Genomic DNA, 25,691 nt, shown 5'->3' on the forward strand with positions numbered 1-25,691 from the left:
GTGACGTGCAAAAACACATCACCCCAACATTTGACATAGAACCATATTAATTAACTGTATCTGCTAAATTGCCAGCTATAAATGTTACCAAATCCTTTAAATTTTGTGGCGTAACACCATGACCATCTGGATAGGTTTTATACGTCACTTGTACACCAATCTCTTCAAAATAGTTTTTACTATTTTCGCCCCATTGAATCGGGAAGTCATAATCATATTCACCATGGGAAATAAAAATTTCCGTCTTATCTAACGGGGCTTTTTTATATTCATTTATTACGAATTCTGGTAAATAACCACTTAATGCCACTGTCCCCTTAATAAGATTTCCTAATGTTAAAGTGAGTGTTTCTACAATAGCAGCGCCTTGATTAAATCCAATCAAAAAGATCTTCTGGATATTCAACTGGTATTCTTCAATGGCTTCTAAAATAAAGCTTTGACTGAAGGTAATTACTTTATCAAATACTTCCCTAGTTGGTTTGCCCTCTTCCTCAAATGTGTAAAAAGCAAATCCTGGAGAGTGCTTGATCGGTCCTCTCAAACTAAAGATATGACATTGACCTTTAAATTCTTCAACTAATTGCAATAAATCCTCTTCATTACTTCCTAGGCCATGAAATAAAAAGATAGCTCCTTCAAGTTCATTACTAGTATTTGATGGTGAAATATGCTTAAACGTATAGGGTGATTTCATGTTCTTTAATTCCTTTCTAAATTTAGAGCTTTGAATAACTTGTATTGTATCAAAGTTTAATAATAATGTTTACCATTGTAGCTGCTTTTGTAGAAAGTATTTTCCCATTACATGCATTATAAATTCGCATTTAGAGCAAAATAGGCGAAACAAATGCTTAGTTTTTCCTTAAAACATAGAATTCCTACCAAAAAAATAAACATTTAACTCCACTATTTGCTATGAATCTGATATACTACTTTTCGAGGTGAAATTTTATGACAATAATAACAATAATTAATGTCGCCGTATTAATTGCACTAATGGCATTCTTACGCTTCTTAAATAAAAAGCATGTTAAGTTTTCCAACCGTGTTTTTGCAGGACTAGGCTTAGGTATTCTATTAGGCCTAGCTCTACAGTTAATTTTTGGTGCTACTTCAGAAGTAGTAACAAATACTGTTCCTTGGTATAACATTATTGGGACAGGCTATGTAAAGCTTCTTCAAATGATTGCAATGCCACTTGTATTCATATCAATTTTAGCAGCCTTTACAAAAATGAAGCTTGGCAATAATTTAGGGAAAATTGCTGGACTTATTTTACTTATACTAATCGGTACGACTGCAATATCTGCTGGTGTCGGTATACTTTCCGCCACAATATTTGACCTTGATGCCACTCAGTTAGTACAGGGTGATGCAGAGATCGAACGTGGTGTTTCTCTAGAAGAAAAAACAGCAGAGGTTAAATCTCTACCGGAGCAAATAATTGAACTGTTCCCAGCGAACCCATTCTTGGACTTGACTGGTGCTCGTTCAACATCAACCATTGCGGTTGTCATATTTGCAGCCTTTTTAGGTTTTTCTTATTTACGAATTGTTCGTAAGGATGAAGAAACTTCCAAAACGATTAACAAGGCAATTGATGCAATCTATTCGTTAGTTATGGGCGTCGTGACAATCGTGTTAAGATTAACTCCGTACGGAATCTTAGCTATTATGGCACGAACTGTAGCAACAAGTGATTTTGGAGCAATCTATAATTTAGGGAAATTCGTAATCGCTTCTTATGTAGCGTTAATTATCGTATTCCTGATTCACTTAATCATTATTTCTCTAACAGGTTTGAGCCCTATCATGTATGTTAAAAAAGCAAGTGAAACCTTACTATTTGCATTTACATCAAGATCTAGTGCTGGAACTTTGCCATTAAATCTAAAAACACAGGAAGAACGTCTAGGTGTACCAGATGGTATTGCCAATTTCGCAGGCTCCTTTGGACTTTCAATTGGTCAGAATGGATGTGCCGGTGTTTATCCCGCGATGCTAGCGATAATGATTGCACCAACAGTTGGTATTAATCCCCTCAATATTAGCTTTATTGCAACGGTTATCGTGATTGTTGCAATCAGTTCATTTGGTGTAGCTGGTGTTGGTGGTGGTGCAACATTTGCTGCCATAATCGTTTTATCTGCACTTGATTTACCAGTAGCACTTGCAGGGGTATTAATTTCAGTTGAACCATTAATTGATATGGGGCGTACTGCATTAAATGTAAGTGGTTCTATGACTGCTGGTGTTACGACGGCAAGAATTATGGGTGACCTGGATAAAGACATCTTCAATAATACAACAATAAAAGAACTAGGTGAATCGTAATATCCCCTCCTTCTAATTTTTAAATTAGAAGGAGTTTTTTTATGCCTCTGTACACAAAAAATGGTATCTGTAAATCCTTTTTCTGTTATCTTTTACTTATTTTATCGACAATCTATGCTATTCAATTGTCAATTTTAGATAATTTACTTAAACTAGAAATAATCTATATACATAATTTGTAATACTATTTAAAGGGGTGTTTAGTGATGTATGAGATGATCGTAATAGATAAAAGTATTTTATTCATTGAGCAGCATCATGTTGACACTTTTAAAAAAATGGCTACTAAACTCAACAACTATTCTTCTCTTGTAAAAGAAGGCGGACTAAGCAAATCGGATGGTTGGATTATGGCCTTTAATATTTGGCTGTTCATATTGCCAGATGATGACTTAATTATTAAAACGGACGAGGCTTCATTGTATTATACAGCCAATGTTCTTATTCATAATGCCATCAAAGACGACACACATTTCCAAAATCTAAAACATAGAAAAGATTCAACCCCTGAGCTGTTCTATCTATCCTCATTGGCTTTAGCAACAGGCTTAAATGAATGGATTTTATTTGTGATGGAAAAGTACCAATTAAAAAATAAAGCCACTCGGCTAGAATATCAAAACTACTTTGATGCACTAAATGGCTCAACCGAGGAAATTCAGACTTTTCTTGAGGATCAAGCGCAGTTTGTAAAAGCAGCTGTACAAGAATTGCGTGAATGTTCTTTTTCCCAGATGATAAAAAAATGCTGTGATGAAGCCTATTTTTTATATATGGATCAATTTGAACAAACTCTTCCTTAGGATAAAATCAATGAAACATGACAAATTAAAGCCCAGTAGTCTACTTTCACAAGTTGCGCTACTGGGCTTTAAGATGCTCTGTTTAAAATAATTGAATCGTTTTGGCTAACAAATAACAATTTGTTCATAGCAAGTAGTAACCTGCTTTTTAAACTCGTTTATATTTTCTTTCTGTACACCTACAATTACAGAGGTAGCTGGTCCACTAGATTTATGCAAATCTAGTGAGCATTCAAATTTATGACCAGGGAATATCCCTTCAAGCTCCGCTAGAATGCCTTTAGATCCAACCGGCCAGATTTGATTTGCAATCTTTAGTCGGAATAATTTATTAATCTCACCCAGTTTTGCAATATGTTGTGATTCATGAATTACCTCCTGACCTACTAGAGGCTTTCCAACTACAAACCAATGAAGATTTTCCTTTGTCATTTCAAATTGAAGCTTTCCGATTATCATTAAACTAATACCTGATTGTAAAGAATCAAAATTCGATTCACTAGAACCGTTAATTGCAGGCATTGCTAGATCAATTTCATCAAATGCTATTTGAATCCCCTTTTCATAATCTGCCCAAGCCTGATTTCCCGTAAGGTTTGATAAAATGATGTTGGTAGGCACTGCACCTGCACACCATTGCTCTAATATGGCAACACGGGCAGTATAGTAAGCAGTTAATTCATTGGAAGCGTGAACGAAATCTAATTCCTTCTCACCGATACAGCCAGAATTATCAATCGTTACAACCGTTGTATCGTCGATTTTAATTGCATTTCTCATGGATTCGAAACTTTCCTTTCTCTAAATACTTTCTCCATCAAAGGAAGTGTAATCCCAGTAATTATCGCATTAATAACTGTGGCAATAACTAAGGATGGTACTGCGCCTATGAAAAATGCTGGAGAAATTAAAAAATAGAATGGAAAAGCAGCTAGAACACCATTGCCAATTATTAAAAAAATCCATTTTAATATATTAAACCCTTTTTTATGTAAAACATTAAAAACGTAAGTGACGATCATCATTTCAAATGCAATTAGCAAATGAAATGGGCCTGATGGAAAGCCAGATGTTAAGGCGGTAGCTAAGTGACCTAATGCACCTGCAATTCCGGAAAGAAGTGGGGGTAAAAAAGCGACACTAATAAAGGCAGGAGCAGAATCTAAAGCTGCTGTTGTCATAAATCCCGGTACCTTTATAAAACTGCCTATCACACAAATTGCAGCAACTAATGCTGTTAAAATCATTAACCTTAATGTTGATGTTGATGATGATCCCATGTTACAATCCCTCACCCTTTAAAATTTGTGGTATACCATACCAAATACGAATGACATCTTCACTTTCATTAAAGAGCTTTTGATATAAGCGACCGCAAGCATCACGTAACTTTCTTTCTTCCTTCAATATGGGTACAACGCCTCTACCAATATCCGTACAAACACAAATTACTTTTGCCTGCTTGTCCAACTCAATAAGCTCCTTAATAATTTCTTGAGCGATCACGTCTTCCTCTAAATGAACTTTTTGCAGAATTATTTTTTCAAAGCTTCCTATGACCACGATATCCTCTTTTAAGAGCAATTTTTTCTTTGGTATTTCACCTTCAAAGAAATATAGCTTCCCTGCTAACCGATTCAATAATTTCTCTTTTATATACTTTCTTTTGCCATTATAGGCTCCACCGATAACAACCTGCATCGTTTCCCCTCCTTTACACTTGAAAAATCAGCCCACTGTAGTGTATAGATGGTTCTATGAGATGGCATAATCTGTTGAAAAGATCCTTTAGAAGGACCGTATTTTGCTAATAGAACTCGAATTACACCACCATGTACAACAAAAGTGTATTCATTATTTTGGGAGATAATATTTTGAAAACAAGAAATTACTCTTTGTTCAAATTCTTGATAACACTCACCATTAGGAGGAGTAATTCTTTGAGGCTCATCAATCCATTGACGATATATGGATAACTGTTTAAGTTCCTCATATGTCTTCATCTCAAAGTCTCCAAAATTTATCTCTTTTAAATTTTCGTATGATAAATAGGTTGCCTTTTGGAAATATAGTTGTGCTGTTTCTTTGCACCTCTTTAAGTTACTCCCATAAACAACTGGCGTATTAATTGGTACATCAAATTCATGTTCCTTAGTAGTAATGGATTCATCTGTCCAACCAATATATTTTCTTTTTAGATTGGCATCCGTTTTTTCATGTCTTATTAAATGAACAATAACATGCCCCATAAGAACACCTCAATCCCTTCGTAAAGTGCACCAATCAAATCTCCGGTCATTCCTCCAAAATTTTTTATCGTCCACTTTCGAAATATAAATACGAACAGGAGCATACCGATAGCTAAAATGAATCCAAACATTCCAATAAAAGAAAATGTAAGTATACTAAATGAGAGAAGATAAATAAGGAGTGTTATCCAAATCCATTTCGGAGTTACTTGGGCTTTAAAATAGACTGCCAGCCCTTTTTCTTTTACTGTATTTGTAGTAATAAAGTATACCTGTAACGCTAATCGACTTAAAAAAGGAACAGCTATGAAATAGAAAATAATATTTGGTGAATCTTTATGTAATAGTTCAAAAACAAAACCTATTTTTAATAGCAGCAATACGACTAAATTAATTGCCCCAAATGCTCCAACACGTGGATCCTCCAAAATTTCAAGGCGCTTCTCTTGATTTTGATAAGAGAAATAGGCATCTCCCGTATCAATCCAACCATCTAGATGTAACCCACCTGTCATAATAATTCCTGCTACGACAACTAATATAGCGAACAACAGATCAGAAATAAGGAGATAATCTTCATTCAAAATATAAAGAATACTTATCGTACTCCCCATTAAAAGCCCCAAAACAGGCAACATAGAATACATTGCAGTTACTGTTTTTTTATTCATCGGTAGTTCCATCCGAATCGGTAAAGAGGAGAAAAACTGAAAAGTTAAAAGGAAACCAATAAAGGTATTTTTCACAACGGGCACCGTCCTATTTCCAACGTATATTCTTACTATAATCCATTTCGTAAGCTTCGTCACTGTGGTGAACAATCCATTGATGTAATTCTCCCAGCAAATAACGATAATAATTCACCTCTGTAAAGGAAGAATTGGGCTCATCTAATAGTTCATTGGATACTAGTAAAATAATACCGCCATCCTTAGTCCAATCGATAAGTTGTTTTTTTAATGCCCCAAGGTACTTTTCAATTTCAAGTATTCTGGAATTTCGTTCAAGTTGTTCTGTTTTATAAAGGATATTATTTAGCCAAGTTGTTATACAATCCCAAAGTATTACAGATTTCTCTGCAGAGATGGCTACATCAAACTGTAATCCATCTAGAATTTCCAGTGTATCCCACTTAATAGCTGACTTTTCGCGATCTAGCTGATGTCGTTTGATTCGACTAGCCATCTCTTCATCAAAAGCAACACCGGAAGCAATATAAAACAAGTTGGTCCGCTCAAATTGGTGATATAGCTCTTTAGCATAACATTCAGCAAATGCACTTTTTCCGCTCCGAACACCACCTGAAATAAAAATCATTTTACTCATGAGACTCTCCTCCAAAATTTAATAATAAGCTAAAGTAATTATTAGAGATAAAATCGAAAAGAGCAAACTCTAATTAAGAATTTGCTCTCCTACTTTTTAGTTAAAAATTTCTGGATAGATTGTTGATGCAATTAGTTCGATGGCTTCACCAATTCGTGGACCTGGACGATCTAGGATATCGGCATTTAATACATAAACTTCTTCATTTTGAACCGCCGTAATATTTGACCATCCTTCACGAGCTAAAATTTCTCCTTTTGGATCTTCACTGTAATTTACAGTTGTAATAATTGCTTCTGGATTACGGGTAATTAAATCCTCTTCTGAAACTGCAAACCAACTTTGCTGATCAGCATATATGTTTTCAACGCCAGCCGCTTCAATAAGCTCTTGTTGGAAAGTACCAGAGCCGACAGACCAAATATCTGGAGATGGTGAGATTTCAAAGTATACTTTTTCCTTTTCATCCAATGAAGCCGTTTTTTCTTGAACCGCCGCAATTTGCTCTTCGATTCCTGAAACGATTTCATCAGCTTTTTCTTCAACATTTAAAACTTCAGCTATTTGCTCGATATCACCATAAACATCATCAATTGTTGCGGCAGTTTGAATAACAAAAACCTTCAATCCAGCATTTTCTAATTGTTCAATATGCGTTTCTTCCCCAACTGTATAGGCAAAAACAACATCAGGTTGCATTTCAATTACTCTCTCAGTATTGATAGTCATTGAATCAGAAATTCGTTCTATTTCAAGCGCTTCTTCAGGGTATGTATCAAATTCTGTTGCACCGATAATTTGCTCCCCTACTCCAAGCTCAAATAAAATCTCTGTATTGCTCGGTTGTAATGAGACAATTTTTTCTGGTACTTCCTCAAAAGTCACTTCCACACCGCGGTCATCAACGACTGTATAAGGACCTGATTCTTCAGCTGCCCCAGCGTTTTTGTTTGCTTCTGTATCATCGCTTTTAGCTGGTTCTTCAGAATTACAACCAACTAATAATAATGAGATTGCTAATGGTGCCATCCACTTTTTCTCTAAAAATTTCATCGAATTTCCTCTTTTCGTTTTTTCTTTATTGGATAGGATTTGCTCACAAATGGAATCTCATCTACACCCTGTCTGGAGTTTGTGTAAACGGCCATTACAAAAAATACATTTGCAAGAAGAGCTAAATAATCAAACAATATTTCTGGTACTTCGCGTTCTTCACTTACTTTATGGAGTGCACGATATGATTTTTTTGCTTCACTTCGACAGACATGAAGTAAGGCACCCGCTTCACTGCCTTGAGGCAATAAAAACTGCTTGATTACATCCCCAACTTGGGCAACATAATAATCATATCGGTCACTCAAGACTTGTAAATCAGCCTCCGAAATCGCTAATTTTCCACGTATAGAGCCGTTAAGATGATAAACATTAGGCTGAATAACTTCTAAGTCCTCATAAACAACTCGACAAGCTTCATCTCCACGTAAAACTGGTAAAACAGCTCCAATTCGTGTAGTAAGAGAATCTGTGCGAATCTCATAATCGACTAAACTCCCTTGCTCACGCATAAATGGATAACAACTAAATCGCATATCTTTTCGAATATATACCCCCCCTATCCAATTACATTTAGTGAATAACCCATTCAAACAACAAGAGAAATTATAAAAGCCATCCACAAGAATGGATGGCAAAAAATTACAGAATAAGATTGCATAAAAATATTCACTAAATTAAGCCGTACATTCTCTTAAATTCCGAAGAGGGTATTTACGATCAGAAAAAGATAGGTCTCCTGGCTTGTGCATAGCATTTCAAAGAGCCTTCCCATCTAGATAGACAGTGGCAAAAATCTTGAAACTAACACATACAGTTGCGGATACAGCTTCGGCTTTTTACCGAATTCCCTATTAAGCGTTCATACGCATCTCTTTCTTTGCAAACAGTATTCACTTAACAGCAATATAACATATTTTTCAAAATAATAGTATTTAAATTTTTCAGTAGAATTTAGTAATAGATTATAATGCTTAACTACAACCTAAGCATTTTCCATAGATTTCGAATTTGTGCGCCTCAATCGTATATCCCGGAAGTTTTTCGTTCAGCATCTCCATTGGACAAATCGAGATTTCTTTAACGTTCCCACATTCCATACAAATAAAGTGATGATGATGGTGATCAGATTCGCATTGCATACGGAAATTTCTTTCACCACTTAACTCAGTTTCTTCTAATATACCAAGATCAACAAAAGTAGCTAAATTGCGATAAATCGTATCGAAGCTCATTCCAGGAAAGTCCTTCTTCAATACAGATAAGAGATCCTTTGCAGTTAAATATTTATCAGTCTCTTCGAACATATTCAATATTAGTTCTCGTTTATCCGTTTTTTTATAGCCGTTTTCTTTTAATATTTCCCATGCTTTAGTTAGGTTCATTTAACTGCTCCCCTTTCTTTTGCATTTGTTTTAAGTATAATTTTTTTAACAAGGATGACAATCAATAAAATTAATATAGAGGTTACAACAATTGTACCACCTGGTGCCAGATTTAAGTAGTAAGCGCTTGCTAATCCGATGATAACAGCGGCTTCACCAAAGAGGATTGAATAAATAATTGTTTGTTTAAATCCTTTGGCAATCCGCATACTGGCTGCAACAGGTAGTGTAATTAATGATGAAACTAAAAGAATTCCAACAATTCGCATGCTTGCAGCTATCACTAAAGCAACTACCAGCATAAATAAGAAATGAATCCATTTTGCAGGCAGTCCACTAGCATTTGCATATTCTTCATCAAAAGCAAGGACAAACATTTCTTTGAAAAATAAGAATATAAATAAGATAACTACAATAGCAATACTCACTACAACCCATAAGTCCTGTCTTGATACTGCCGAAACCGAACCAAATAAATAGCTCATTAAGTCTGTATTAAAGCCACTTGCAAGAGATACAAAAATCGCAGTTAGACCAATACCTGCAGACATAATAATCGGAATAGCGAGCTCTTCATAGTGTTTATATAGTCTGCGCAATCGCTCTATTAGAATCGAGCCACTAACTGCTGCAACAATCCCTAAATATATCGGATTTAAAAGCACTAACGCCGAGAAGCTTTGACTTAAGTATAAACTCCCCGCAATCCCCGCCAGCGTTACGTGGGATAGTGCGTCTGCGATTAATGACATTCGTCTTACTACAATAAAAACACCTAATAATGGTGCTATAACGCCAATAATTAGCCCCGAGATAAAGGCATTTTGTAAAAATTCATAGTTTAAAATTGCTTCAATCATTTTGCCTTCTCCTCATTAATGAATCTTTCTCACTGAATGTCCATACCAATTGTCTAATTGAGTTTGTGAAATTGTATCAAACTCCTTTTTAAACCCATGGAAATGAATTGTTTGATTTAAGCAGGCAACATGACTGATTCGATTAGATACCGTATCAACATCATGAGTAACTAAAATAATTGTCTTATTTTGTTCCTCGTTCAGCTTTGCTAGCATATCATAGAAGGATTGAACATTTTCGTGATCAATTCCTACAGTTGGCTCATCCAATATTAATACTTTCGGGTCGGAAATAAGAGCTCTCGCAATAAATACTCTTTGTTGTTGACCACCTGAAAGCTGACCAATATTACGAGAACGGAATTGCTCCATACCTACTGAATTTAATGCTTCTATTACTTTATCATTTGCGTCTTTCGGCATTTTTTTTAATAGACCCACTTTTTTTGTTAGACCACTTTTAACGACTTCCTCAACAGTTGCAGGAAAACCAGAATTAAATGCATTGGATTTTTGGGAAACATATCCAATCCATTCTCTATTATGGAAAGTTTCATTAGATTGACCAAAAAGCTCAACTTGCCCTGTCATTGGTTTTAATAAGCCTAGCAATAGCTTTAGTAATGTCGATTTACCTGACCCATTGGGACCAAGAATAGCAAGGAAATCACCTTCGTCTACTTTTAAGGAGATATTTTTTAAAACTTGCGTATATTCATATTGAAAAGACACGTTTTTCATTTCAATTAATGTTTGACTCATTTTTTCTCTTCTTTCTAATTCATAATCATTACGATTTACAGATTGTAAGTATAGTTGATTCCTATACAAAAGTAAAGTATGTTTGCTTAGTTTTTTGGTAATAATCGAAGATTTGTTGCAATGATTTATTGAAAGGATGTTGTCGTTTTGAAACAGGTTGAATTTATTGAACAATTTTTATCTAAATCAGATAAAGAAATCGTTAAGTTTTCAAAAGAATACGGCATTGATTTAACCCTGGAAGAAGTTCAGCGGTTAAGACCGCTATCGGAGCGTGCCTCCATTACCTGGTTATTTACCGGAATACCAAACTCTTTCCTAAAAGAAGTCGAGTCTATTATAGGGAAAAAGAAACTTAAAAAGCTTTTAAAATATTTAGACAGCCATTAAAAATTTTTCAAAAAAGAGGCTTCTTTGAAAAGAAACCTCTTTTTAATATTCTATTATTATTTTCTTCACTACTTCATCGATAGCTCTCAATCTTATTGATGTCTGGTTTTGTGTCATAATGGCAAAAGCAAAAGTTCGTCCACTATTTGCTTTTACATAGCCAGCCAATGTATAAACGCCTGATATATGGCCCGTTTTTGCAATAACTCGATTTTTGTATTGTTCTTCATTAAATCGATTTTTTAAGGACCCTCCGATAATTCGATCCGTTTGACCTCCAATAGGTAAACTTGAGTGAAGAATATTATAGGAAGGGATCTCGCCTATTTTTGTTAACAAAAGTGAGAGTTCATTTGCTGATACTTTGTTCGCATGAGACATTCCTGAGCCATCCTCAAAACTCCAGTTTTCCATATTTAAACCGATTGATATCCCATATTCCCTTAATGCATTAAGTCCTTCAATTGTATCACCTTTTCCATTAAACTCTCTTCCCATTGTTTTAACGAAGATATCTGCCATACTATTGTTGCTCAGCTTTAAAAACGGATACATTAAGGATTTTAATGGTAAGGAATGTTTTGTATAAATAGATTTAGCGTCTTTCGGTACATTACCCCGATCTATTTTCGTATGATTTGAAAACGCTAGTCCACTCTCCTCAAAGCTTTCTTTGATAGCTTCCAGTGTATTGATGGTAGGGTCATTTAAAGTTACCCAGTCCTTAAAGTTGGTACTATAGGGGATATTCCCAGTAATAGTAATTTCATTTGTACCATTTTGCCGTAAAATTTCAATAGTATTTTTCTGCTCTTTTCCTACTGTTAACGCCTGATTATTTATTATCATACCACTCGTACCTGGTTCTGCACTTAAAGAAGGTCGTTCACCAACTTTTGCTGCATTTACGTGAATAATAATTGTGCCCGCATCGTAATCATTATCCGGAGACATCGTTAAAGCAGAGGTTCTGGCTGCAAAATAATAACTTTCATCTTCCACTGAAATTCCCGGAGTTAGTTCGTCACCCATAAATAAAGAATCGTCTCCATAGATATTTCCATTAATTTGTACGATTCCATAATGCTTTAAAACACTTGCCATGAAAGTGAAATCCTTCTTTTGTAATGTAGGATCTCCTCCACCTTGAATATAGATATCACCGTTAAGAACCTTTCTTTTTACTTTACCATCAATATAGAGCTTGGTTTGAAAGCGATAATCAGGCCCGAGCATTTCTAGTGATGCAGAAGCTGTTAATAGTTTTAAAGTAGAAGCCGGCTTCATCGCCGCATCTCCGTTTTTCATGTAGAGCAATTCACCACTCTCTATTTCACGAAGTGACACACTTATATTGGTGTTCCCTAATTGGGCTTGTACGGTACTCTCTATATCTGATGCTGCTTCTACAAAGTGATTTGGGATAAAAAGCAAACAAATAGTAATCATAGAAAGAATTAGTTTCGTTTTCATTAATTCCTCCAAAAATATAAGTTGATATTAGTATTAACTTCTTTTTGTGACCTTAAGCACCTATTTAAACTAACTTATAGAATCTATAAATATAGGTATTCTAATCAAATTTTGATGATTAATAAGTTCTTCCCTTACTATATGTATGAAGGTTTGTTTGTAAGACTCGGGTTAGCTAATTGTAATTAAAACGAAGCTCTATCCAGATTCTATTACAATGCAAAGTTTTATATTCTCCCATAAAAAAACATCAAGCAATATTATTTGCTTGATGTTACTTTCGTCCTTATTAAACTAGTAATGCTTCGATTTCTGCTGGTTTATAGTCGCCACTTTTTAGCATTTCTATTTCAAATTTATATGGCGCTTTTTTGTTCTTGGCGTCAGTTCCAACCCATGGTGTTTCAAGGATTTTAGGCACATCTTTGAACGCTTCATGGTGAACAATGGATTTAAGTGCTTCAAATCCGATATGTCCAAATCCAATATTTTCATGACGGTCTTTTCCTGCTCCACAAACATTTTTGCTATCATTTATATGAACAACCTTAATACGGTCAATCCCTATCAATTGATCAAATTTAGCTAGTACCCCATCAAAATCGTTGATAATGTCATAACCTGCGTCATGTATATGACAAGTATCAAAGCATACAGATAAACGATCATTATTTTTTACACCATCAAAAATTTGGGCTAGTTCTTCAAAGGATCTACCAATCTCGGATCCCTTTCCTGCCATGGTTTCCAAGGCAATTTGAACAGGATGATTTGTAGATAATACCTCATTTAAACCTTCAATAATTTTCGCAATACCCATCTCCACACCTGCACCCACATGGGCTCCAGGGTGTAGAACAATTTGTGTTGCGCCAATTGCTGCTGTACGCTCGATTTCTTTTTGCAGGAACTCTACACCTAATGCAAAAGTTTCAGGTTTTGTGGTATTAGCGATATTGATAATATAAGGTGCATGAACCACAATATTTGAAAGTCCATTTTCTTTCATATGTGCTAGTCCAGCTTCAATATTTAACTCTTCAATAGGCTTACGACGAGTATTTTGGGGTGCACCTGTATAAATCATGAATGTTGATGAACCATAGGAAGCTGCCTCTTTACTTGATCCCAGAAGCATTTCTTTTCCACTCATCGAAACGTGTGAACCTAACAACATTTTCAAGTCCTCCTAAATTTTAAGCATTTAGCATTCTCAATTATTTTTGACGATTCTTCTTTCGTCTTTCTTTCTTTTTAATTTTTTCCATTTCCCAACGCATATTGCGTTTGTAGCCTGGTTTAACTTTTTTCGGCTTACGTACCTTTGATTTTGCAATGGCGTCAATTTCATTTTCATGTTTCGCACGGTTCGCTCTTGCATGACGTTCTTTTAGTTCAATCCATTCTCCGTTTTTCACATCTTTTTGAACGAAAGGAATGCCCATTTTTTCTACACGTACTACTGCATCTTCATCTTCTGGCTCAAACAAAGTAATAGCCGTTCCTTTATTACCAGCTCGAGCAGTTCGACCCACGCGGTGGATAAAGAATTCCAGGTCTTCGGGAATTTCATAATTGATCACATGGGAGATTCCTTGAATATCAATACCACGTGCTGCTAAATCCGTCGCTACGATATATTGGAATTCTAGGTCACGAATTTGTTTCATCATTTTTTTTCGATCACGAGGACTTAAATCCCCATGTATTTGTCCAACACGAGTACCTTGCTCCGCTAGGAATCCTGCTACAGCCTCAGCATTTTTTCTTGTATTACAGAAAATAACGGCTAGATATGGATTAATGGCTTCCATCACTTCAATTAAACGGCGATTTTTTGATTTGGAACGAACTGGCACTAATACGAAATCGATCCCTTCAGCCACAGGTCGCTTATCATTCATATGAATATGGACAGGAGCTTCCATATATTTTTTTAAGAACGGTTGTAATTTTTCAGGAATGGTTGCAGAGAAGACAAACATTTCTAGCTTTTCTGGCATATGGGATGCAAAACCATCAATTTCTTCGATGAATCCCATATCAAAAGCTAGGTCAGCTTCATCAACTACTAAAATTGGTGCAGTATGGACAAGTAAAGCACCTTCTTTTACTAAATCACGAATTCGACCAGGTGTCCCTACCACAATCTGCGGCTGATTTTTTAATTTATCGATTGATCTTTGTTTATCGGTTCCACCAATAAACAATTTTGCTTGTATTTCCGTTTCTTCGATTAACTCGCCTAACGCATCGAAAATTTGTTGAGCAAGCTCTCTTGTTGGAGAAGTGATTACTGCTTGAACTTCTTGCTTCTCTTCATTTACGCGTTGAACAATCGGTAATAGAAAACTATGTGTTTTCCCTGTCCCTGTATGCGCTTGTCCAATCGCACTTTTCCCTCTTAGAATAAGAGGGATCATTTCCTTTTGAATCGGTGTTGGTTCTTCAAAGCCAAGTTTTGCAATTGCTTCTTTTAAAAATGGCTTAAAATCATAATCTGAGTACTTCGACATTTTTCGTACCTCCTAATATGTTTCATATTGTACCATCTATAGTGAACAAAGAACAACTATACAAGTGTCAAACTCGAGGTATATCAAGGCTTTTGGAATATTAAGTTTATTTGGTCAAAATAAAAAAACCAGGAAATACTCCTGATTTTTTATTTTACCCAGTATTTAATATGGCATAATTTTTTCTACCGGTTTTGGTTCTTTAATTTTCGGTAGAATTTTATCTATAGTAACTGTTCGTTTAATTTCATGAGTTGTAGGGTCTTCGTGATCAAATTTCTCAAGGAATGTAATAACTTCTTTCACAATAGGTGTCGGTGTAGAAGCACCAGCTGTCACTGCAACAGTCTGAATTCCCTCTAACCATTCAAGCTTTAATTCTGATAGGTCTGCAATACGGTGTGAAGGTGTATTGGCAATTTCCTCGGACACTTGTGTTAAGCGATTTGAGTTATTTGACTTCGGATCTCCAACAACAATAAGTAATTCAGCTTTACCTGCTTGTTCTGCAACTGCTTCTTGACGAACTTGAGTAGCAAGACAAATTTCTTCATGGATTTGAATATGTGGATATTTTACTTTTAGATAATCCATTGCAACTTTAACATCCCATTGACTCATAGTTGTTTGGTTTGTTACAAGCAATTTATCATTATCTAATTGCAGTTCGTCGATATCTTCTGCGCTTTGCACTAAGTGGACGTGATTTGGCGCAACACCAATTGCCCCTTCCGGCTCAGGATGTCCTTTTTTACCGATATAGATAATATCATAGCCTTCAGCGGACTTTTCGCGAATAAGATCATGTGTCACAGTCACATCAGGACATGTAGCATCTATTGAAACAAGTCCTTTTTTTCTAGCAATCTCTCGAATCTCAGGTGATACACCATGTGCTGTGAAAATTACAGTACCCGATTCAACTTGTTCAATTATTTCTTTACGGTTTTCACCATCCAATGTAATGATCCCGTCTTTCTCGAAAGCATCCGTTACATGTTTATTGTGAACAATCATACCTAATATATATATTGGTCTTGGTAATGTTTTATCTAATGAGGCATTTCGTGCAATGACCATTGCATCCACTACACCATAACAATAGCCTCTTGGATTTATTTTAATGACTTGCATCATGTCAACTCCTTTTGTGGTACATAGTTCTATTATAACGGAGCGACACGCTGAATACAAAACTTCCTTCTAGCTTTTCTAAATCTATTCATCAAAATGATAGGGTGGCTGAAAGATTCTTGGAACTGATGGACGTGAAATAGCTTTTTTGGGTTTTGCTTTTTCAGTATAAGTAGGTGATTCAGATAACTCGAATTCCTCATACCTTCCTCTCCTGCCAGGTTTTGCAAACTTTTCTGCTCTGACTTGAGGTTCGGGTTTTTTGAACCTTTCAGGGGAAGAGAAGCTTTCTGGGATTTCTGAACTGTCATCTAAGTTAAATTCTTCACTTTCATCCTGTTCCTTTGTACCGCCAGTCTTGGGTAAACCTTGAAAACCTTTATATAATCTCCAAAGTGCAGGTAAGTTACGGAACATAGGTGTTGCTTGTTGTACAAATGGTTGAAAGCTTTGAGCTGTTGATAAAAATCGATTGGCCGTATCCATAAAAGTTTGTAATTTTGGTGTAGCTCCTCCTGTACCAAGCCCCGCACCCGGGATTGGAACTGGGGCTGGACCTCTACCTGGTGGTGGCATCATACCAGGTTGAGGGAATCGAGGTGGCCTCGTTGCAAAGTTGCCTCTTGGTCCCTGGAACTGATTAAAAGGTCGACTAGGTGGCATTTGGTTATAAAAACTTTGAGGGCGCATTTTAATCTCCTTTCTCCATGCTTAAGACGAAGTTGTTCTAAAGGTATCATATGCAATTGGGCTTTTAAGTGTACGTTTTTAATAGATTGATTAAAAAAATTGAAAAACACATCTCTGAAAAATAATATCGTGTAAATATGGCGCCTTTTTCGAATAAACGTACAAAACTAACTTTTCTATACATAAAAAATAGCCATTTCCTAATACGCAGAAATGACTACTATCCTTATATCTTTTCTAAACAAAATAATGATTTATAGGTCTGCCTATACCGCCATAATGAACATCCACATTGATAAAGTTCTGTTTTTCCAAAAAGTCTAAATACCTTCTTGCTGTTACCCTCGCAACTCCAATTGCTGCTGCAACTTCATCAGCGGATACACCATCTCTGGAAGCTTTTACGAAGTGAAGTACTTTATCCAAAGTCGTACGATTAAATCCTTTTGGTAATTCGGTTAATAATGTAGGTTCATTTCCCATTGATTCTTCTAACTCACGATATGGACGAATCATCTCATCCAATTCCTTTTGTGTGATATCTTGAACCTCGAAGGTCTTCAATTTAAAATTATAATAATTAAATAATGTTTGCTGTATTCTTTCAAATGTAAATGGCTTCATAATATAGTCATATACACCTAAATGTAAAATTTGTTGAATAGTTTGCATATCATTTGCTGCAGTAACTGTAATCACATCAACAGGTAAATTGGCGTTACGTATTTTTCTAAGAGTAATTAGTCCATCTTGTTCTGGCATAAAGATATCCATGATAACTAAATGAGGACTAAGCTCCTCTATCTGGTTATATCCTTCTACTCCATTGCTGCACATGGAGATTACTTTAAAACCTTGCACACGTTCGATAAACTGTCGATTTACTTCCCTTACCATTGGGTCATCTTCTACGAGTATCACTTTAATCGTATCCAACGATGATTCCCCCTTTAAAATTCAAAAGTAATTATAAATGTTGTCCCTTTGTTTACTTCACTTGATACCTCAATTGTACCATTTCCTTTTTGTACGATTTCATTTACTAAGTATAAACCGATTCCACGACCTTCATTTTCCTTTGTAGAAAATCCACTTTCAAAAATGCGAGATTGTATATCCTCTGTCATTCCGATTCCATTATCGCTTACTAAAATCGCGAGAATTCCATCATTATCATCAATTGAAATCGTAATTTCCTTATCTTGACGATTAACGCCAATTAATGAATCAAAAGCATTTTCGATTAAATTTCCGAATAATACAACAAAGTCATGATGATCCAGTTTATCAGGAAATTTTGTAAATTTACTTTCCTTATCAAGATTTACCTTTATTCCTAGTTCTTTGCCACGGCTTATTTTACTTAATAATAAGCCTGAAATATTTTCATTGTAAATACGTTCATTCAGAAATTTTGTTACATTGTCATGTTCATCTTGAACCTGGGATAAATATTCTAATGCCTGTTTAATATGCCCTAAATGAATAAGTCCCGAAATGGTATGCAACTTGTTTTTATATTCATGGGTTTGCACTCTCAAAGCCTGTACAAAAGCTTTTACTCCTGTAAGCTCCTCAGCTAATTGTTTAAAGGCCGTTAAATCTTTAAAAACAGCTACAGCCCCCACCTTATTGCCATTTACAAGTATTGGAATACGATTACTTAATATACTGCGTTCATTCACATATATTTCTTGATCATATACTGGTTTACCTGTCAGAACAATTTCAGGTAACCTAGTGTCCGGTAATACCTCATATATATTTTTGCCTAAATAATAGGAGGGCTCCCCCTCTACACCTAATATTTCACTTGCTTTCTTATTAAAGATGGTAATATTCAAGTCCTTATCAACAGCAATAATCCCTTCATGCATTGAATTAAAAGTTTCTGTTCTTTCAACATACATTTTTGAAATCTCGTGTGGCTCTAAACCGAACATTTGCTTTTTAATATGTCTTCCTAGGGTATGAGCTCCCCACATACTAAATAGTACAGAAATAGCAATCGTAATCAAAATTTCACTTTGGTAATCAGTAAAAATCTGAAGAGGTGAAGGTAATAGAAAACCAACAAGAGCTACCCCCACTTGGTTGTTATACTCATCCATAATCGGTACAAATGCTCGAATGGTTGTCCCATTTTCACCATTTGCTTTCGATAAATAATAATGCTCGACAAAAGCAGCGTCCATATCTGATGATTTACTAACTTCCCCAATTTCCTTGATTGATGGATGGGAGTACTTTACACGATTCGTATCCATTATCACGATATAATCTGCTTGATTGATAAACCGGATTTCTTCAACCATCTCATTTATTGTAGACGATGCAAATTTAAAATCATTGCTTTGCAGCAAGGTTTTTATCTCTGGTAAATTAGCAACAGTACGTGCTACCAGCATCGCTTCTTGACCGATGTTTTCCTCTTTTTCTTTTAATAAACTTCCGATGACAAAGGTACCTGCGATTAAAAAAGAAAAGACAATAATGAAAAAAGTCAACATCATTATTTTCTTATTCATCGATAATTTTCTGAACAGCATTATTGTCTCTCCTTTTGGAAAACTTGGCTTATCGAATAGACGTATTTCATTAAGCCTTTGTGGCGCTTATACAGATAAAAAGTTTTATACTTTCTTATTTACTAAATAAAACTGTTAGATTTTCACTTCAATGCTTATAATTATTTATAAAAATTGTAATTGTGGTGAAAAAAATGAAATACTTTCTAACTGGTTCATTCATTACCATCATTATCTTAATCGCACTATTTAGCTACCGTCAAAATATTTTTTCAACTACCCTACCCTATGATGATGAACAACAGGGGTTAAATGAACAAATCACCATTCATTTTAGTCATGTAGTTGCCGAGAATACACCTAAAGGGATTGCAGCTGAAAAATTTAAAGCGCTAGTAGAAGAAAAAAGCGATGGGAAAGTGGTCGTTCAGATTTACCCGAATGGTATGTTATATAATGATGAAAATGAATTGGAAGCACTCCGGGAAAATAAAATCCAGATGATTGCTCCTACAATATCTAAGATGACAAAGACATTACCAAATTGGCAGGTACTAGATCTTCCCTTCATTATAGAAGATAATAAACAGTTAAAAAAGGTCTTGCAAGGTGAGACTAGTAAATCGCTCCTGCAAGAGCTGGATAGTATCAATGTCAAGGGATTGACGTTCTGGAATAATGGCTTCAAACAAATAGCATCCACTTCGCCAATAATAGAAGTGGAGCAATTTAAAGGTAAACGTGTAAGGATGATGACTAGTGATATTTTGCATGAACAATTTATGCTACTAGATGCTAAACCTATTGCTACTACATTCGGTGACCTATATTCTGGCTTAAAACAAAACCTTGTGGATGCACAGGAGAATACCATTTCGAATATCTACTCAAAACAATTTCATACCATGGAAAATCACATCACTCTTTCGAATCATGGTATCCTGGCCTATTCCGTGATAATGAATGAAACTTTTTGGAATAGCCTTGATGTAGAAATTCAAAATATCATTACCGATTCACTTGACCAAATGCAAAACTGGCAATTCGAACGTGCTGAACAATTTAATGTTGAAAACTTATCGTATTTAAAAGGAAATTCAAACGTCAAAATTTATGATTTAGATGACCTGACTAAAAAGAAATGGGAAGAAAAATTACTTCCAATTTACTCTCATTACGAAAAAAACATCAATGATCATTATTTGGATGATCTCTTAAATGAAATAAAACAGATAGATTAATAACGAACAAAATGAACAATATACGACTACCTTTCAAAAAAGGTAGTTTTTTTATTTTATCAAAACTTTGTACTATAACAAAAAATTCTATTCCGAAAATAGTATTATAACAGAATAAACGTTGATATAAAGCTGTTTGTGAGCACTTTCACATAATATTGAACAAAATGAACGATATAACCTTTAAAAACTAAACAGTCTTTTTAGAAAACTATGAGGTATTATAGGTTCAGAAATTGAAAGCGATATCATTTAAGATTCTTAATTTACAAGGAGGATGTAAAGAAATGAAATTCCTTAAGAACCTAACAGTTCAAGTTATTATTGCAATCATTTTAGGTATTATCGTTGGTGCTATTTGGCCAGAGTTTGGGGCAAGCTTAAAAGTTTTAGCGGATTTATTTATTAAATTAATTAAAATGTTAATTACGCCTATTATCTTCTTGACAGTTGCAATTGGAATCGGTGCTATGGGAGATATGAAAAAGGTTGGTAAAATTGGCGGCAAGGCTTTAATTTATTTTGAAATTGTATCGACAATTGCACTTGCTATCGGTATTGCTGTTGCCTTACTAGTTAACGCTGGTTCCGGTATTCCTACAGATGCTGCCAATGGTTCAGATGTTTCTCAGTATACAGAGGCTGCTGCAAACCAAGAGCATGGGATTGGTGCATTCATCGCAAGTATTATTCCATCAAACTTTGTTGGAGCTCTTGCAAACGGCGAATTATTACCTACTTTATTTGCTGCTGTATTATTCGGTATGGCTGCTGCTTCACTTGGTGAAAGATCAAAACCGGTTATAACTTTCTTTGAACAAGTTTCAGAGATTTTCTTTAAAATCGTAGGTATGGTAATGAAGTTCTCTCCAATTGGTGCATTTGGTGCGATGGCTTATACAATCGGTAACTTTGGTCTAAAATCTCTTGGAAACTTAGGATTATTAATGGCTGCCGTTTATATTACAATGGCATTATTCCTCATTGTAATTTTAGGCTCAATTGCAAAATTCTATGGATTTAATATCTTTAAATTTATCGCTTATATTAAGGACGAAATCTTCTTAGTAATTGGTACTTCATCATCAGAATCTGCGCTTCCATCCATGATGCGTAAATTGGAAAGATTCGGATGCTCTAAGCAAGTTGTTGGTCTGGTTGTTCCAACTGGATATTCATTCAACCTAGACGGTACAGCAATTTACTTATCTATGGCTGCATTATTCATTGCACAAGCTTATGGTGTAGACTTATCTTGGATCCAAATCTTAACTTTACTAGGTATTTTAATGATTACTTCTAAGGGAGCTGCTGGTGTAACTGGCTCAGGTTTCATCACTTTAGCTGCTACTTTAGCTGCCTTCCCAATGATTCCAGTTGAAGGGATTGCATTATTAATCGGGGTTGACCGTTTCATGTCAGAAGCTCGTGCTGTAACGAACTTAATTGGTAACGGAGTTGCTACTGTAGTTGTTTCTAAATCTGAAAAAGAATTTGACGAAGCAGTTAACGCAGAGTTACAACAATCACGTGCATAAATGCAAAAAAATTAGCTTCCTCAGACTGTAGATAAACTCAGAAATTTCGAGTTTGCTACAGTCTTTTTTCATATTATTAATTGTTTGCTTTACAGCAGCTGTGAGAGCGTTTGACTGTGCGGTTTGCAAGTTTCTAGCTTTTTGGGGATTGAGATTGCTTCTCGCTCCCTCGCTAGCTCACTCTTTGCCTTTTCGGGGTATTGAAATCGCTTTTCGCTTCCCTGATAGCCTAGTTTAAATCTTTTCAAGACAGTGCGTTCTTTTTTCAAATTATAAGGAAAAGAAAAGACATCCTATCGACCTAATCTGGTCAATTGGATGTCTCAGTTATTTCTTACATTCATATTCAAAGGAAGTGGTAACTATAAAGCCACTTTTTTCTACGATGGGGTTGCCGCCTTCTTTTTCGCAGGCTTGTACTAACTTTTCAATTTTGCTCTCCAAGAAATACGAGGTTATCCCTGCAAACACAATCCCGATTATTATCATGATGGCCCCAATGATTACCCATCCACGTCCACTATTCCCCATATCTTACTTCCTACTCCCCGAAATAAAGTACTTAGATAAAAATGAAAGGTTCAGTATTTAATTCTGATTGAATAAATTCAACAGAAAGCTTTGCTTCCATACATAATTTATCCATTTTTTCCGCCACACCCTTAATCATCACCTTTTCTACGTGATGACCAGGATCTACAATGTTTAACCCAAGACTTTGCGCGTCTTGAGCAATGTGAAAACCGATATCCCCTGTGACGAATACATCTGCACCTGAACGTTTCGCAGTATGAATGTACTTGTTCCCATCTCCACCTACAATCGCTACTTTAGAAACAATCGAGTTGGTATCTCCTACAACACGTACTCTAGGGACATTTAATTGAGTTTTAACATACTCTGCAAATCTCTCTAATGTCATAGGCTCTTTTAACGTTCCAACACGTCCTAGGCCCATTACGTTTGTTTCAACGGCTAATGTATATAAATCATACGCCGGTTCCTCATATGGATGAGCATTTAACATCGCTTTAAGCACTTGATTTTTAATTGATTGTGTGAAAACAACTTCAATTTTCTCTTCATCCGTTTTTTCCATTTCACCAATGTCTCCAATAAATGGCTCTGCACCCTCTAAGGCTCTAAAACGTCCTTGCCCATTCGTCGAGAAACTGCAACTGTCATAGTTCCCTATACTTCCCGCACCAGCCTTACCTAGTGCAAGACGCACTTTTTCGGCATAGTCATCCGGTACAAATACAGCGAGCTTCATAAGATTTTCATGATAGGTTTTTTCAAGGATTTGGCGATTTTCAAGCTGTAAAGCATCTGACAATAAATCATTTACGCCATCTTCTGCAACATCTAGATTTGTATGGGCAGCATAGACTGCAATGTCATTTTTAATTAATTTTTCAAATAGCTTTCCAGCTGGTGTATCTGTTCTTATATTAGATAGTTTTCTAAAAATCGGTGGGTGGTGAGCAATAATTAATTGACACCCTTTTGCAATTGCCTCATCAGCGATTTGTTCATTCACATCAAGTGTGACTAGTACTTTTGCAACTTCTTTATTTAATGTTCCAATTGCTAATCCAATAGGATCATTTTCCATACAAGCTAACTTTTTTGGTGACCAGCTTTCAAAAAGATGGATAATTTCATGCCCATTAGCTTTCTTCATTATTTAAAGCCTCCTCAACAAGCTTTATTAAACGTATTACTTCTTCCCGTTTCTTGGCAATATCCGTTGTATCGTCTGCACGTTCAATGGAAGTTAGAATTCGTTTCCAATTGTCGATTTCTTTAGTCCATTTTTCAATAAACACATTTGTTTTATTGGCCATTAATTGTTTGCCTAATAAAATCTCTTGTTCTGAAAGTTCCATTTCGCCACGCTGTAACACGAGGACTTCATAAATTTTTTCGTCTTCTTTTAAGATAACTTCATCTAAGACAGCCCAATGATTTCGAATCGCCCATTCTCTAATTACCTTTGCATGTATGTTTGGTTGTAAAATGAGTCGAGTAACAGATTTTAAAGATTCTTTATCGTTTTCTAAGATGGAGACAATTAATGGACCTCCCATTCCTGCAATAGTGATTGTATCTACTCCATCACTTTCTTCAACTGCTTTTAATCCATCAGCAAGACGAACAGTAATATTCTTCTCTAAGCCTTCTAATTTAACCTGTCTGAGTGCAGATTCAAAGGGACCCTTTACTACCTCGCCTGCAATCGCTTTGGTTACGATTCCATTATGTACTAGATAGCATGGTAGGTACGCATGGTCACTCCCTATATCTGCAACAACTGCACCTGTAGGAACAAAGGATGCTACTGTTTCTAACCGTTTTGATAATTTTTGTGCGTTCATGTAAGTAAACCGCCTTTTTCTATTGTCTATGTATATTATATATAAAATTAAATAGCTTGTCCTTAAAGGGTATTTAAGTACCCAAATCTACAGACAAAAGATAAAAGGGCTACCTTATAAGAATTCTTATAAGGTAGCCTCTAATTTTCATTATTATTCTAATGAAGAAATGTATTCAGCAATTGCTTCTGCCTCTGCTCCAGTTTTTAAACCAGGAGTCATTGGTGAACCTTCAATACCGTTTGCTAAAACGTCAACGATATGCTCAGCATCTAAACCAGCAATTTTAGGACCCATACCACCAGTTAAGTCACCACCGTGACAACCGATACATGTGCTTACTAATTCTTCACCGCCAGCACCTTCAGTAGCTGTAGCTCCTTCTTCAGTAGCTGCGCCTTCTTCACCATGTTCTGCAGCGATTTCTTCTTTATTTCCTGCTCCTTCTAATGACATAAAGAAAATAAGTCCAATACCGAATGCCATGATTAGAATATAAGGAATAATAGGATTGTTTTTCATTAGGATACCCTCCCTTTGGATTTAATTTTTCTACATCTATTAATATAGAATCTAGTCAACATTAATTATTGTACTGCATTATTCGAAAAACGAAAAGACCTAAACGCCAACTTTTACTATGGATGACACAAATTCGACAATTATAAGTTATTACTGCAAGAAGAGTTTTGCGATGATAACCTTTTGTACTTCAAACATTTCCTCGCCGATTTCTAATAATTTCGCATCTCTTAAATATCTTTCCACTTCATACTCTTTCATATACCCATTACCACCATGAATTTGGATTGCTTATTCAGCAATCTCAAAGAAAAGCGCTTTTAGTAGAAGAATATGTCCTACAATCACGAAACTCAGCAACTCTAGTTTGCCCTATGGAATTCTTTTCGAATCGGCAATCCCATGATACCCATTTCTGAAAGCTGTTTAAACACTTCTCGGAAATGTTTTGTGACAATTCCTTTCTATTGTTCAGGAGCTACAATCTCATCTTCAAATTATTTATC

The 25,691-nt window shown here is 35.5% G+C and carries 28 protein-coding genes, 1 pseudogene and 1 riboswitch; of the genes and pseudogenes, 5 read left to right on the plus strand and 24 right to left on the minus strand.

Annotation, left to right across the window (positions count from 1 at the left end; all coding sequences use genetic code 11):
* Nucleotides 1-46: 46 nt before the first annotated feature.
* Nucleotides 47-697, minus strand: coding sequence for an alpha/beta hydrolase (locus tag C1N55_RS12180; RefSeq protein WP_137729080.1), 651 nt, complete (start codon nt 695-697; stop codon nt 47-49).
* A 257-nt stretch (nt 698-954) separates the two neighbouring features.
* On the opposite strand from C1N55_RS12180, the gene C1N55_RS12185 reads away from it, so the two are divergent.
* Together C1N55_RS12185 and C1N55_RS12190 are read left to right on the plus strand one after the other, a co-directional pair.
* Nucleotides 955-2,337, plus strand: a complete 1,383-nt coding sequence (locus C1N55_RS12185) for an L-cystine transporter (RefSeq protein ID WP_137729081.1) — start codon at nt 955-957, stop codon at nt 2,335-2,337.
* Between the two features lie 206 nt (nt 2,338-2,543).
* On the plus strand, nt 2,544-3,140 hold the full coding sequence (locus C1N55_RS12190; protein ID WP_137729082.1) for a hypothetical protein: 597 nt from the start codon (nt 2,544-2,546) through the stop codon (nt 3,138-3,140).
* A 105-nt stretch (nt 3,141-3,245) separates the two neighbouring features.
* On the opposite strand, the gene C1N55_RS12195 is transcribed toward C1N55_RS12190, so the two are convergent.
* From C1N55_RS12195 to C1N55_RS12245, 11 genes are all read right to left on the minus strand, one after another.
* Complete coding sequence (locus C1N55_RS12195) at nt 3,246-3,920, minus strand: hypothetical protein (protein ID WP_137729083.1); 675 nt, start codon at nt 3,918-3,920, stop codon at nt 3,246-3,248.
* Nucleotides 3,917-4,420 carry an ECF transporter S component family protein gene (locus tag C1N55_RS12200; RefSeq protein ID WP_137729084.1) on the minus strand — a complete coding sequence of 168 codons (504 nt, stop codon included), beginning with the start codon at nt 4,418-4,420 and terminating at the stop codon, nt 3,917-3,919. The genes C1N55_RS12195 and C1N55_RS12200 overlap by 4 nt, the downstream gene beginning before the upstream one ends.
* Before the next feature lies 1 nt (nt 4,421).
* The gene (locus tag C1N55_RS12205) at nt 4,422-4,841 is read right to left on the minus strand and encodes a bifunctional adenosylcobinamide kinase/adenosylcobinamide-phosphate guanylyltransferase (protein ID WP_137729085.1); all 420 of its coding nucleotides are present in this window, start codon (nt 4,839-4,841) and stop codon (nt 4,422-4,424) included.
* Nucleotides 4,793-5,389 (minus strand): histidine phosphatase family protein, encoded by a 597-nt coding sequence (locus C1N55_RS12210; protein ID WP_137729086.1) that lies wholly within the window; start codon nt 5,387-5,389, stop codon nt 4,793-4,795. The genes C1N55_RS12205 and C1N55_RS12210 overlap by 49 nt, the downstream gene beginning before the upstream one ends.
* The gene (locus tag C1N55_RS12215; protein ID WP_240758286.1) at nt 5,365-6,060 is read right to left on the minus strand and encodes an adenosylcobinamide-GDP ribazoletransferase; all 696 of its coding nucleotides are present in this window, start codon (nt 6,058-6,060) and stop codon (nt 5,365-5,367) included. Before C1N55_RS12215 ends, C1N55_RS12210 begins: the two co-directional genes overlap by 25 nt.
* 88 nt (nt 6,061-6,148) lie before the next feature.
* On the minus strand, nt 6,149-6,715 hold the full coding sequence (locus C1N55_RS12220; protein WP_240758287.1) for a bifunctional adenosylcobinamide kinase/adenosylcobinamide-phosphate guanylyltransferase: 567 nt from the start codon (nt 6,713-6,715) through the stop codon (nt 6,149-6,151).
* Between the two features lie 96 nt (nt 6,716-6,811).
* On the minus strand, nt 6,812-7,768 hold the full coding sequence (locus C1N55_RS12225) for an ABC transporter substrate-binding protein (RefSeq protein ID WP_137729088.1): 957 nt from the start codon (nt 7,766-7,768) through the stop codon (nt 6,812-6,814).
* On the minus strand, nt 7,765-8,316 hold the full coding sequence (locus C1N55_RS12230; protein WP_137730638.1) for a hypothetical protein: 552 nt from the start codon (nt 8,314-8,316) through the stop codon (nt 7,765-7,767). The genes C1N55_RS12225 and C1N55_RS12230 overlap by 4 nt, the downstream gene beginning before the upstream one ends.
* Before the next feature lie 163 nt (nt 8,317-8,479).
* Nucleotides 8,480-8,659: riboswitch (cobalamin riboswitch) on the minus strand.
* Nucleotides 8,660-8,742: 83 nt separating this feature from the next.
* Nucleotides 8,743-9,153 (minus strand): Fur family transcriptional regulator, encoded by a 411-nt coding sequence (locus C1N55_RS12235; protein ID WP_137729089.1) that lies wholly within the window; start codon nt 9,151-9,153, stop codon nt 8,743-8,745.
* The gene (locus C1N55_RS12240) at nt 9,150-10,013 is read right to left on the minus strand and encodes a metal ABC transporter permease (RefSeq protein ID WP_137729090.1); all 864 of its coding nucleotides are present in this window, start codon (nt 10,011-10,013) and stop codon (nt 9,150-9,152) included. Before C1N55_RS12240 ends, C1N55_RS12235 begins: the two co-directional genes overlap by 4 nt.
* Before the next feature lie 15 nt (nt 10,014-10,028).
* Complete coding sequence (locus tag C1N55_RS12245) at nt 10,029-10,775, minus strand: metal ABC transporter ATP-binding protein (protein ID WP_137729091.1); 747 nt, start codon at nt 10,773-10,775, stop codon at nt 10,029-10,031.
* 147 nt (nt 10,776-10,922) lie between these two features.
* Between C1N55_RS12245 and C1N55_RS12250 the strand changes: the two genes are divergently transcribed.
* Nucleotides 10,923-11,165, plus strand: coding sequence for an endonuclease IV (locus C1N55_RS12250; RefSeq protein WP_137729092.1), 243 nt, complete (start codon nt 10,923-10,925; stop codon nt 11,163-11,165).
* Nucleotides 11,166-11,207: 42 nt separating this feature from the next.
* Here the strand turns inward: C1N55_RS12250 and dacB are convergent, their stop codons facing one another.
* The 7 genes from dacB to C1N55_RS12285 all read right to left on the minus strand — a co-directional run bounded on the left by dacB (nt 11,208) and on the right by C1N55_RS12285 (nt 19,527).
* A complete protein-coding gene (gene dacB, locus C1N55_RS12255; protein WP_137729093.1) occupies nt 11,208-12,638 on the minus strand; it encodes a D-alanyl-D-alanine carboxypeptidase/D-alanyl-D-alanine endopeptidase in 1,431 nt (476 codons plus the stop codon).
* Nucleotides 12,639-12,927: 289 nt separating this feature from the next.
* A complete protein-coding gene (locus C1N55_RS12260) occupies nt 12,928-13,815 on the minus strand; it encodes a deoxyribonuclease IV (RefSeq protein WP_137729094.1) in 888 nt (295 codons plus the stop codon).
* A gap of 40 nt (nt 13,816-13,855) precedes the next feature.
* Nucleotides 13,856-15,154, minus strand: a complete 1,299-nt coding sequence (locus C1N55_RS12265; RefSeq protein WP_137729095.1) for a DEAD/DEAH box helicase — start codon at nt 15,152-15,154, stop codon at nt 13,856-13,858.
* Between the two features lie 165 nt (nt 15,155-15,319).
* Nucleotides 15,320-16,288 carry a 4-hydroxy-3-methylbut-2-enyl diphosphate reductase gene (locus C1N55_RS12270; protein ID WP_137729096.1) on the minus strand — a complete coding sequence of 323 codons (969 nt, stop codon included), beginning with the start codon at nt 16,286-16,288 and terminating at the stop codon, nt 15,320-15,322.
* A gap of 84 nt (nt 16,289-16,372) precedes the next feature.
* Nucleotides 16,373-16,978 (minus strand): VrrA/YqfQ family protein, encoded by a 606-nt coding sequence (gene vrrA / locus C1N55_RS12275; RefSeq protein WP_137729097.1) that lies wholly within the window; start codon nt 16,976-16,978, stop codon nt 16,373-16,375.
* Between the two features lie 237 nt (nt 16,979-17,215).
* A complete protein-coding gene (locus tag C1N55_RS12280; RefSeq protein WP_137729098.1) occupies nt 17,216-17,914 on the minus strand; it encodes a response regulator in 699 nt (232 codons plus the stop codon).
* A gap of 14 nt (nt 17,915-17,928) precedes the next feature.
* Entirely contained in the window at nt 17,929-19,527 is a 1,599-nt protein-coding gene (locus tag C1N55_RS12285) for an ATP-binding protein (RefSeq protein WP_137729099.1), read from the minus strand.
* A gap of 173 nt (nt 19,528-19,700) precedes the next feature.
* Here C1N55_RS12285 and C1N55_RS12290 point away from each other — a divergent pair, with 173 nt between their 5' ends.
* On the plus strand, nt 19,701-20,747 hold the full coding sequence (locus C1N55_RS12290; protein WP_137729100.1) for a DctP family TRAP transporter solute-binding subunit: 1,047 nt from the start codon (nt 19,701-19,703) through the stop codon (nt 20,745-20,747).
* A gap of 287 nt (nt 20,748-21,034) precedes the next feature.
* Nucleotides 21,035-22,285: a C4-dicarboxylate transporter DctA gene (gene dctA, locus C1N55_RS12295; RefSeq protein WP_137729101.1), complete on the plus strand. Its 1,251-nt coding sequence runs from the start codon at nt 21,035-21,037 to the stop codon at nt 22,283-22,285.
* 327 nt (nt 22,286-22,612) lie between these two features.
* Here the strand turns inward: dctA and C1N55_RS12300 are convergent, their stop codons facing one another.
* The 5 genes and pseudogenes from C1N55_RS12300 to C1N55_RS12320 form a co-directional block, all read right to left on the minus strand.
* Nucleotides 22,613-22,816 (minus strand): hypothetical protein, encoded by a 204-nt coding sequence (locus tag C1N55_RS12300; protein WP_137729102.1) that lies wholly within the window; start codon nt 22,814-22,816, stop codon nt 22,613-22,615.
* Between the two features lie 31 nt (nt 22,817-22,847).
* Entirely contained in the window at nt 22,848-23,969 is a 1,122-nt protein-coding gene (locus tag C1N55_RS12305; RefSeq protein ID WP_137729103.1) for a Nif3-like dinuclear metal center hexameric protein, read from the minus strand.
* Nucleotides 23,956-24,663, minus strand: coding sequence for a tRNA (adenine(22)-N(1))-methyltransferase (locus C1N55_RS12310; protein WP_137729104.1), 708 nt, complete (start codon nt 24,661-24,663; stop codon nt 23,956-23,958). The genes C1N55_RS12305 and C1N55_RS12310 overlap by 14 nt, the downstream gene beginning before the upstream one ends.
* 153 nt (nt 24,664-24,816) lie before the next feature.
* The gene (locus tag C1N55_RS12315; RefSeq protein WP_137729105.1) at nt 24,817-25,185 is read right to left on the minus strand and encodes a c-type cytochrome; all 369 of its coding nucleotides are present in this window, start codon (nt 25,183-25,185) and stop codon (nt 24,817-24,819) included.
* Between the two features lie 150 nt (nt 25,186-25,335).
* Nucleotides 25,336-25,476 (minus strand): annotated as a pseudogene (locus C1N55_RS12320) (acyl-CoA dehydrogenase family protein); the annotation flags it as partial.
* Between the last annotated feature and the right edge of the window lie 215 nt (nt 25,477-25,691).

The organism is Lysinibacillus sp. SGAir0095 (assembly GCF_005491425.1).
Classification (GTDB): Bacteria; Bacillota; Bacilli; order Bacillales_A; family Planococcaceae; genus Ureibacillus.

Coding starts and splice junctions, on each gene's coding strand:
- C1N55_RS12180 (WP_137729080.1), bottom strand. CDS start 697: ATGAAATCACCCTATACGTTTAAGCATATTTCACCATCAAATACTAGT.
- C1N55_RS12185 (WP_137729081.1), top strand. CDS start 955: ATGACAATAATAACAATAATTAATGTCGCCGTATTAATTGCACTAATG.
- C1N55_RS12190 (WP_137729082.1), top strand. CDS start 2,544: ATGTATGAGATGATCGTAATAGATAAAAGTATTTTATTCATTGAGCAG.
- C1N55_RS12195 (WP_137729083.1), bottom strand. CDS start 3,920: ATGAGAAATGCAATTAAAATCGACGATACAACGGTTGTAACGATTGAT.
- C1N55_RS12200 (WP_137729084.1), bottom strand. CDS start 4,420: ATGGGATCATCATCAACATCAACATTAAGGTTAATGATTTTAACAGCA.
- C1N55_RS12205 (WP_137729085.1), bottom strand. CDS start 4,841: ATGCAGGTTGTTATCGGTGGAGCCTATAATGGCAAAAGAAAGTATATA.
- C1N55_RS12210 (WP_137729086.1), bottom strand. CDS start 5,389: ATGGGGCATGTTATTGTTCATTTAATAAGACATGAAAAAACGGATGCC.
- C1N55_RS12215 (WP_240758286.1), bottom strand. CDS start 6,060: ATGAATAAAAAAACAGTAACTGCAATGTATTCTATGTTGCCTGTTTTG.
- C1N55_RS12220 (WP_240758287.1), bottom strand. CDS start 6,715: ATGAGTAAAATGATTTTTATTTCAGGTGGTGTTCGGAGCGGAAAAAGT.
- C1N55_RS12225 (WP_137729088.1), bottom strand. CDS start 7,768: ATGAAATTTTTAGAGAAAAAGTGGATGGCACCATTAGCAATCTCATTA.
- C1N55_RS12235 (WP_137729089.1), bottom strand. CDS start 9,153: ATGAACCTAACTAAAGCATGGGAAATATTAAAAGAAAACGGCTATAAA.
- C1N55_RS12240 (WP_137729090.1), bottom strand. CDS start 10,013: ATGATTGAAGCAATTTTAAACTATGAATTTTTACAAAATGCCTTTATC.
- C1N55_RS12245 (WP_137729091.1), bottom strand. CDS start 10,775: ATGAGTCAAACATTAATTGAAATGAAAAACGTGTCTTTTCAATATGAA.
- dacB (WP_137729093.1), bottom strand. CDS start 12,638: ATGAAAACGAAACTAATTCTTTCTATGATTACTATTTGTTTGCTTTTT.
- C1N55_RS12260 (WP_137729094.1), bottom strand. CDS start 13,815: ATGTTGTTAGGTTCACACGTTTCGATGAGTGGAAAAGAAATGCTTCTG.
- C1N55_RS12265 (WP_137729095.1), bottom strand. CDS start 15,154: ATGTCGAAGTACTCAGATTATGATTTTAAGCCATTTTTAAAAGAAGCA.
- C1N55_RS12270 (WP_137729096.1), bottom strand. CDS start 16,288: ATGCAAGTCATTAAAATAAATCCAAGAGGCTATTGTTATGGTGTAGTG.
- vrrA (WP_137729097.1), bottom strand. CDS start 16,978: ATGCGCCCTCAAAGTTTTTATAACCAAATGCCACCTAGTCGACCTTTT.
- C1N55_RS12285 (WP_137729099.1), bottom strand. CDS start 19,527: ATGCTGTTCAGAAAATTATCGATGAATAAGAAAATAATGATGTTGACT.
- C1N55_RS12290 (WP_137729100.1), top strand. CDS start 19,701: ATGAAATACTTTCTAACTGGTTCATTCATTACCATCATTATCTTAATC.
- dctA (WP_137729101.1), top strand. CDS start 21,035: ATGAAATTCCTTAAGAACCTAACAGTTCAAGTTATTATTGCAATCATT.
- C1N55_RS12300 (WP_137729102.1), bottom strand. CDS start 22,816: ATGGGGAATAGTGGACGTGGATGGGTAATCATTGGGGCCATCATGATA.
- C1N55_RS12305 (WP_137729103.1), bottom strand. CDS start 23,969: ATGAAGAAAGCTAATGGGCATGAAATTATCCATCTTTTTGAAAGCTGG.
- C1N55_RS12310 (WP_137729104.1), bottom strand. CDS start 24,663: ATGAACGCACAAAAATTATCAAAACGGTTAGAAACAGTAGCATCCTTT.
- C1N55_RS12315 (WP_137729105.1), bottom strand. CDS start 25,185: ATGAAAAACAATCCTATTATTCCTTATATTCTAATCATGGCATTCGGT.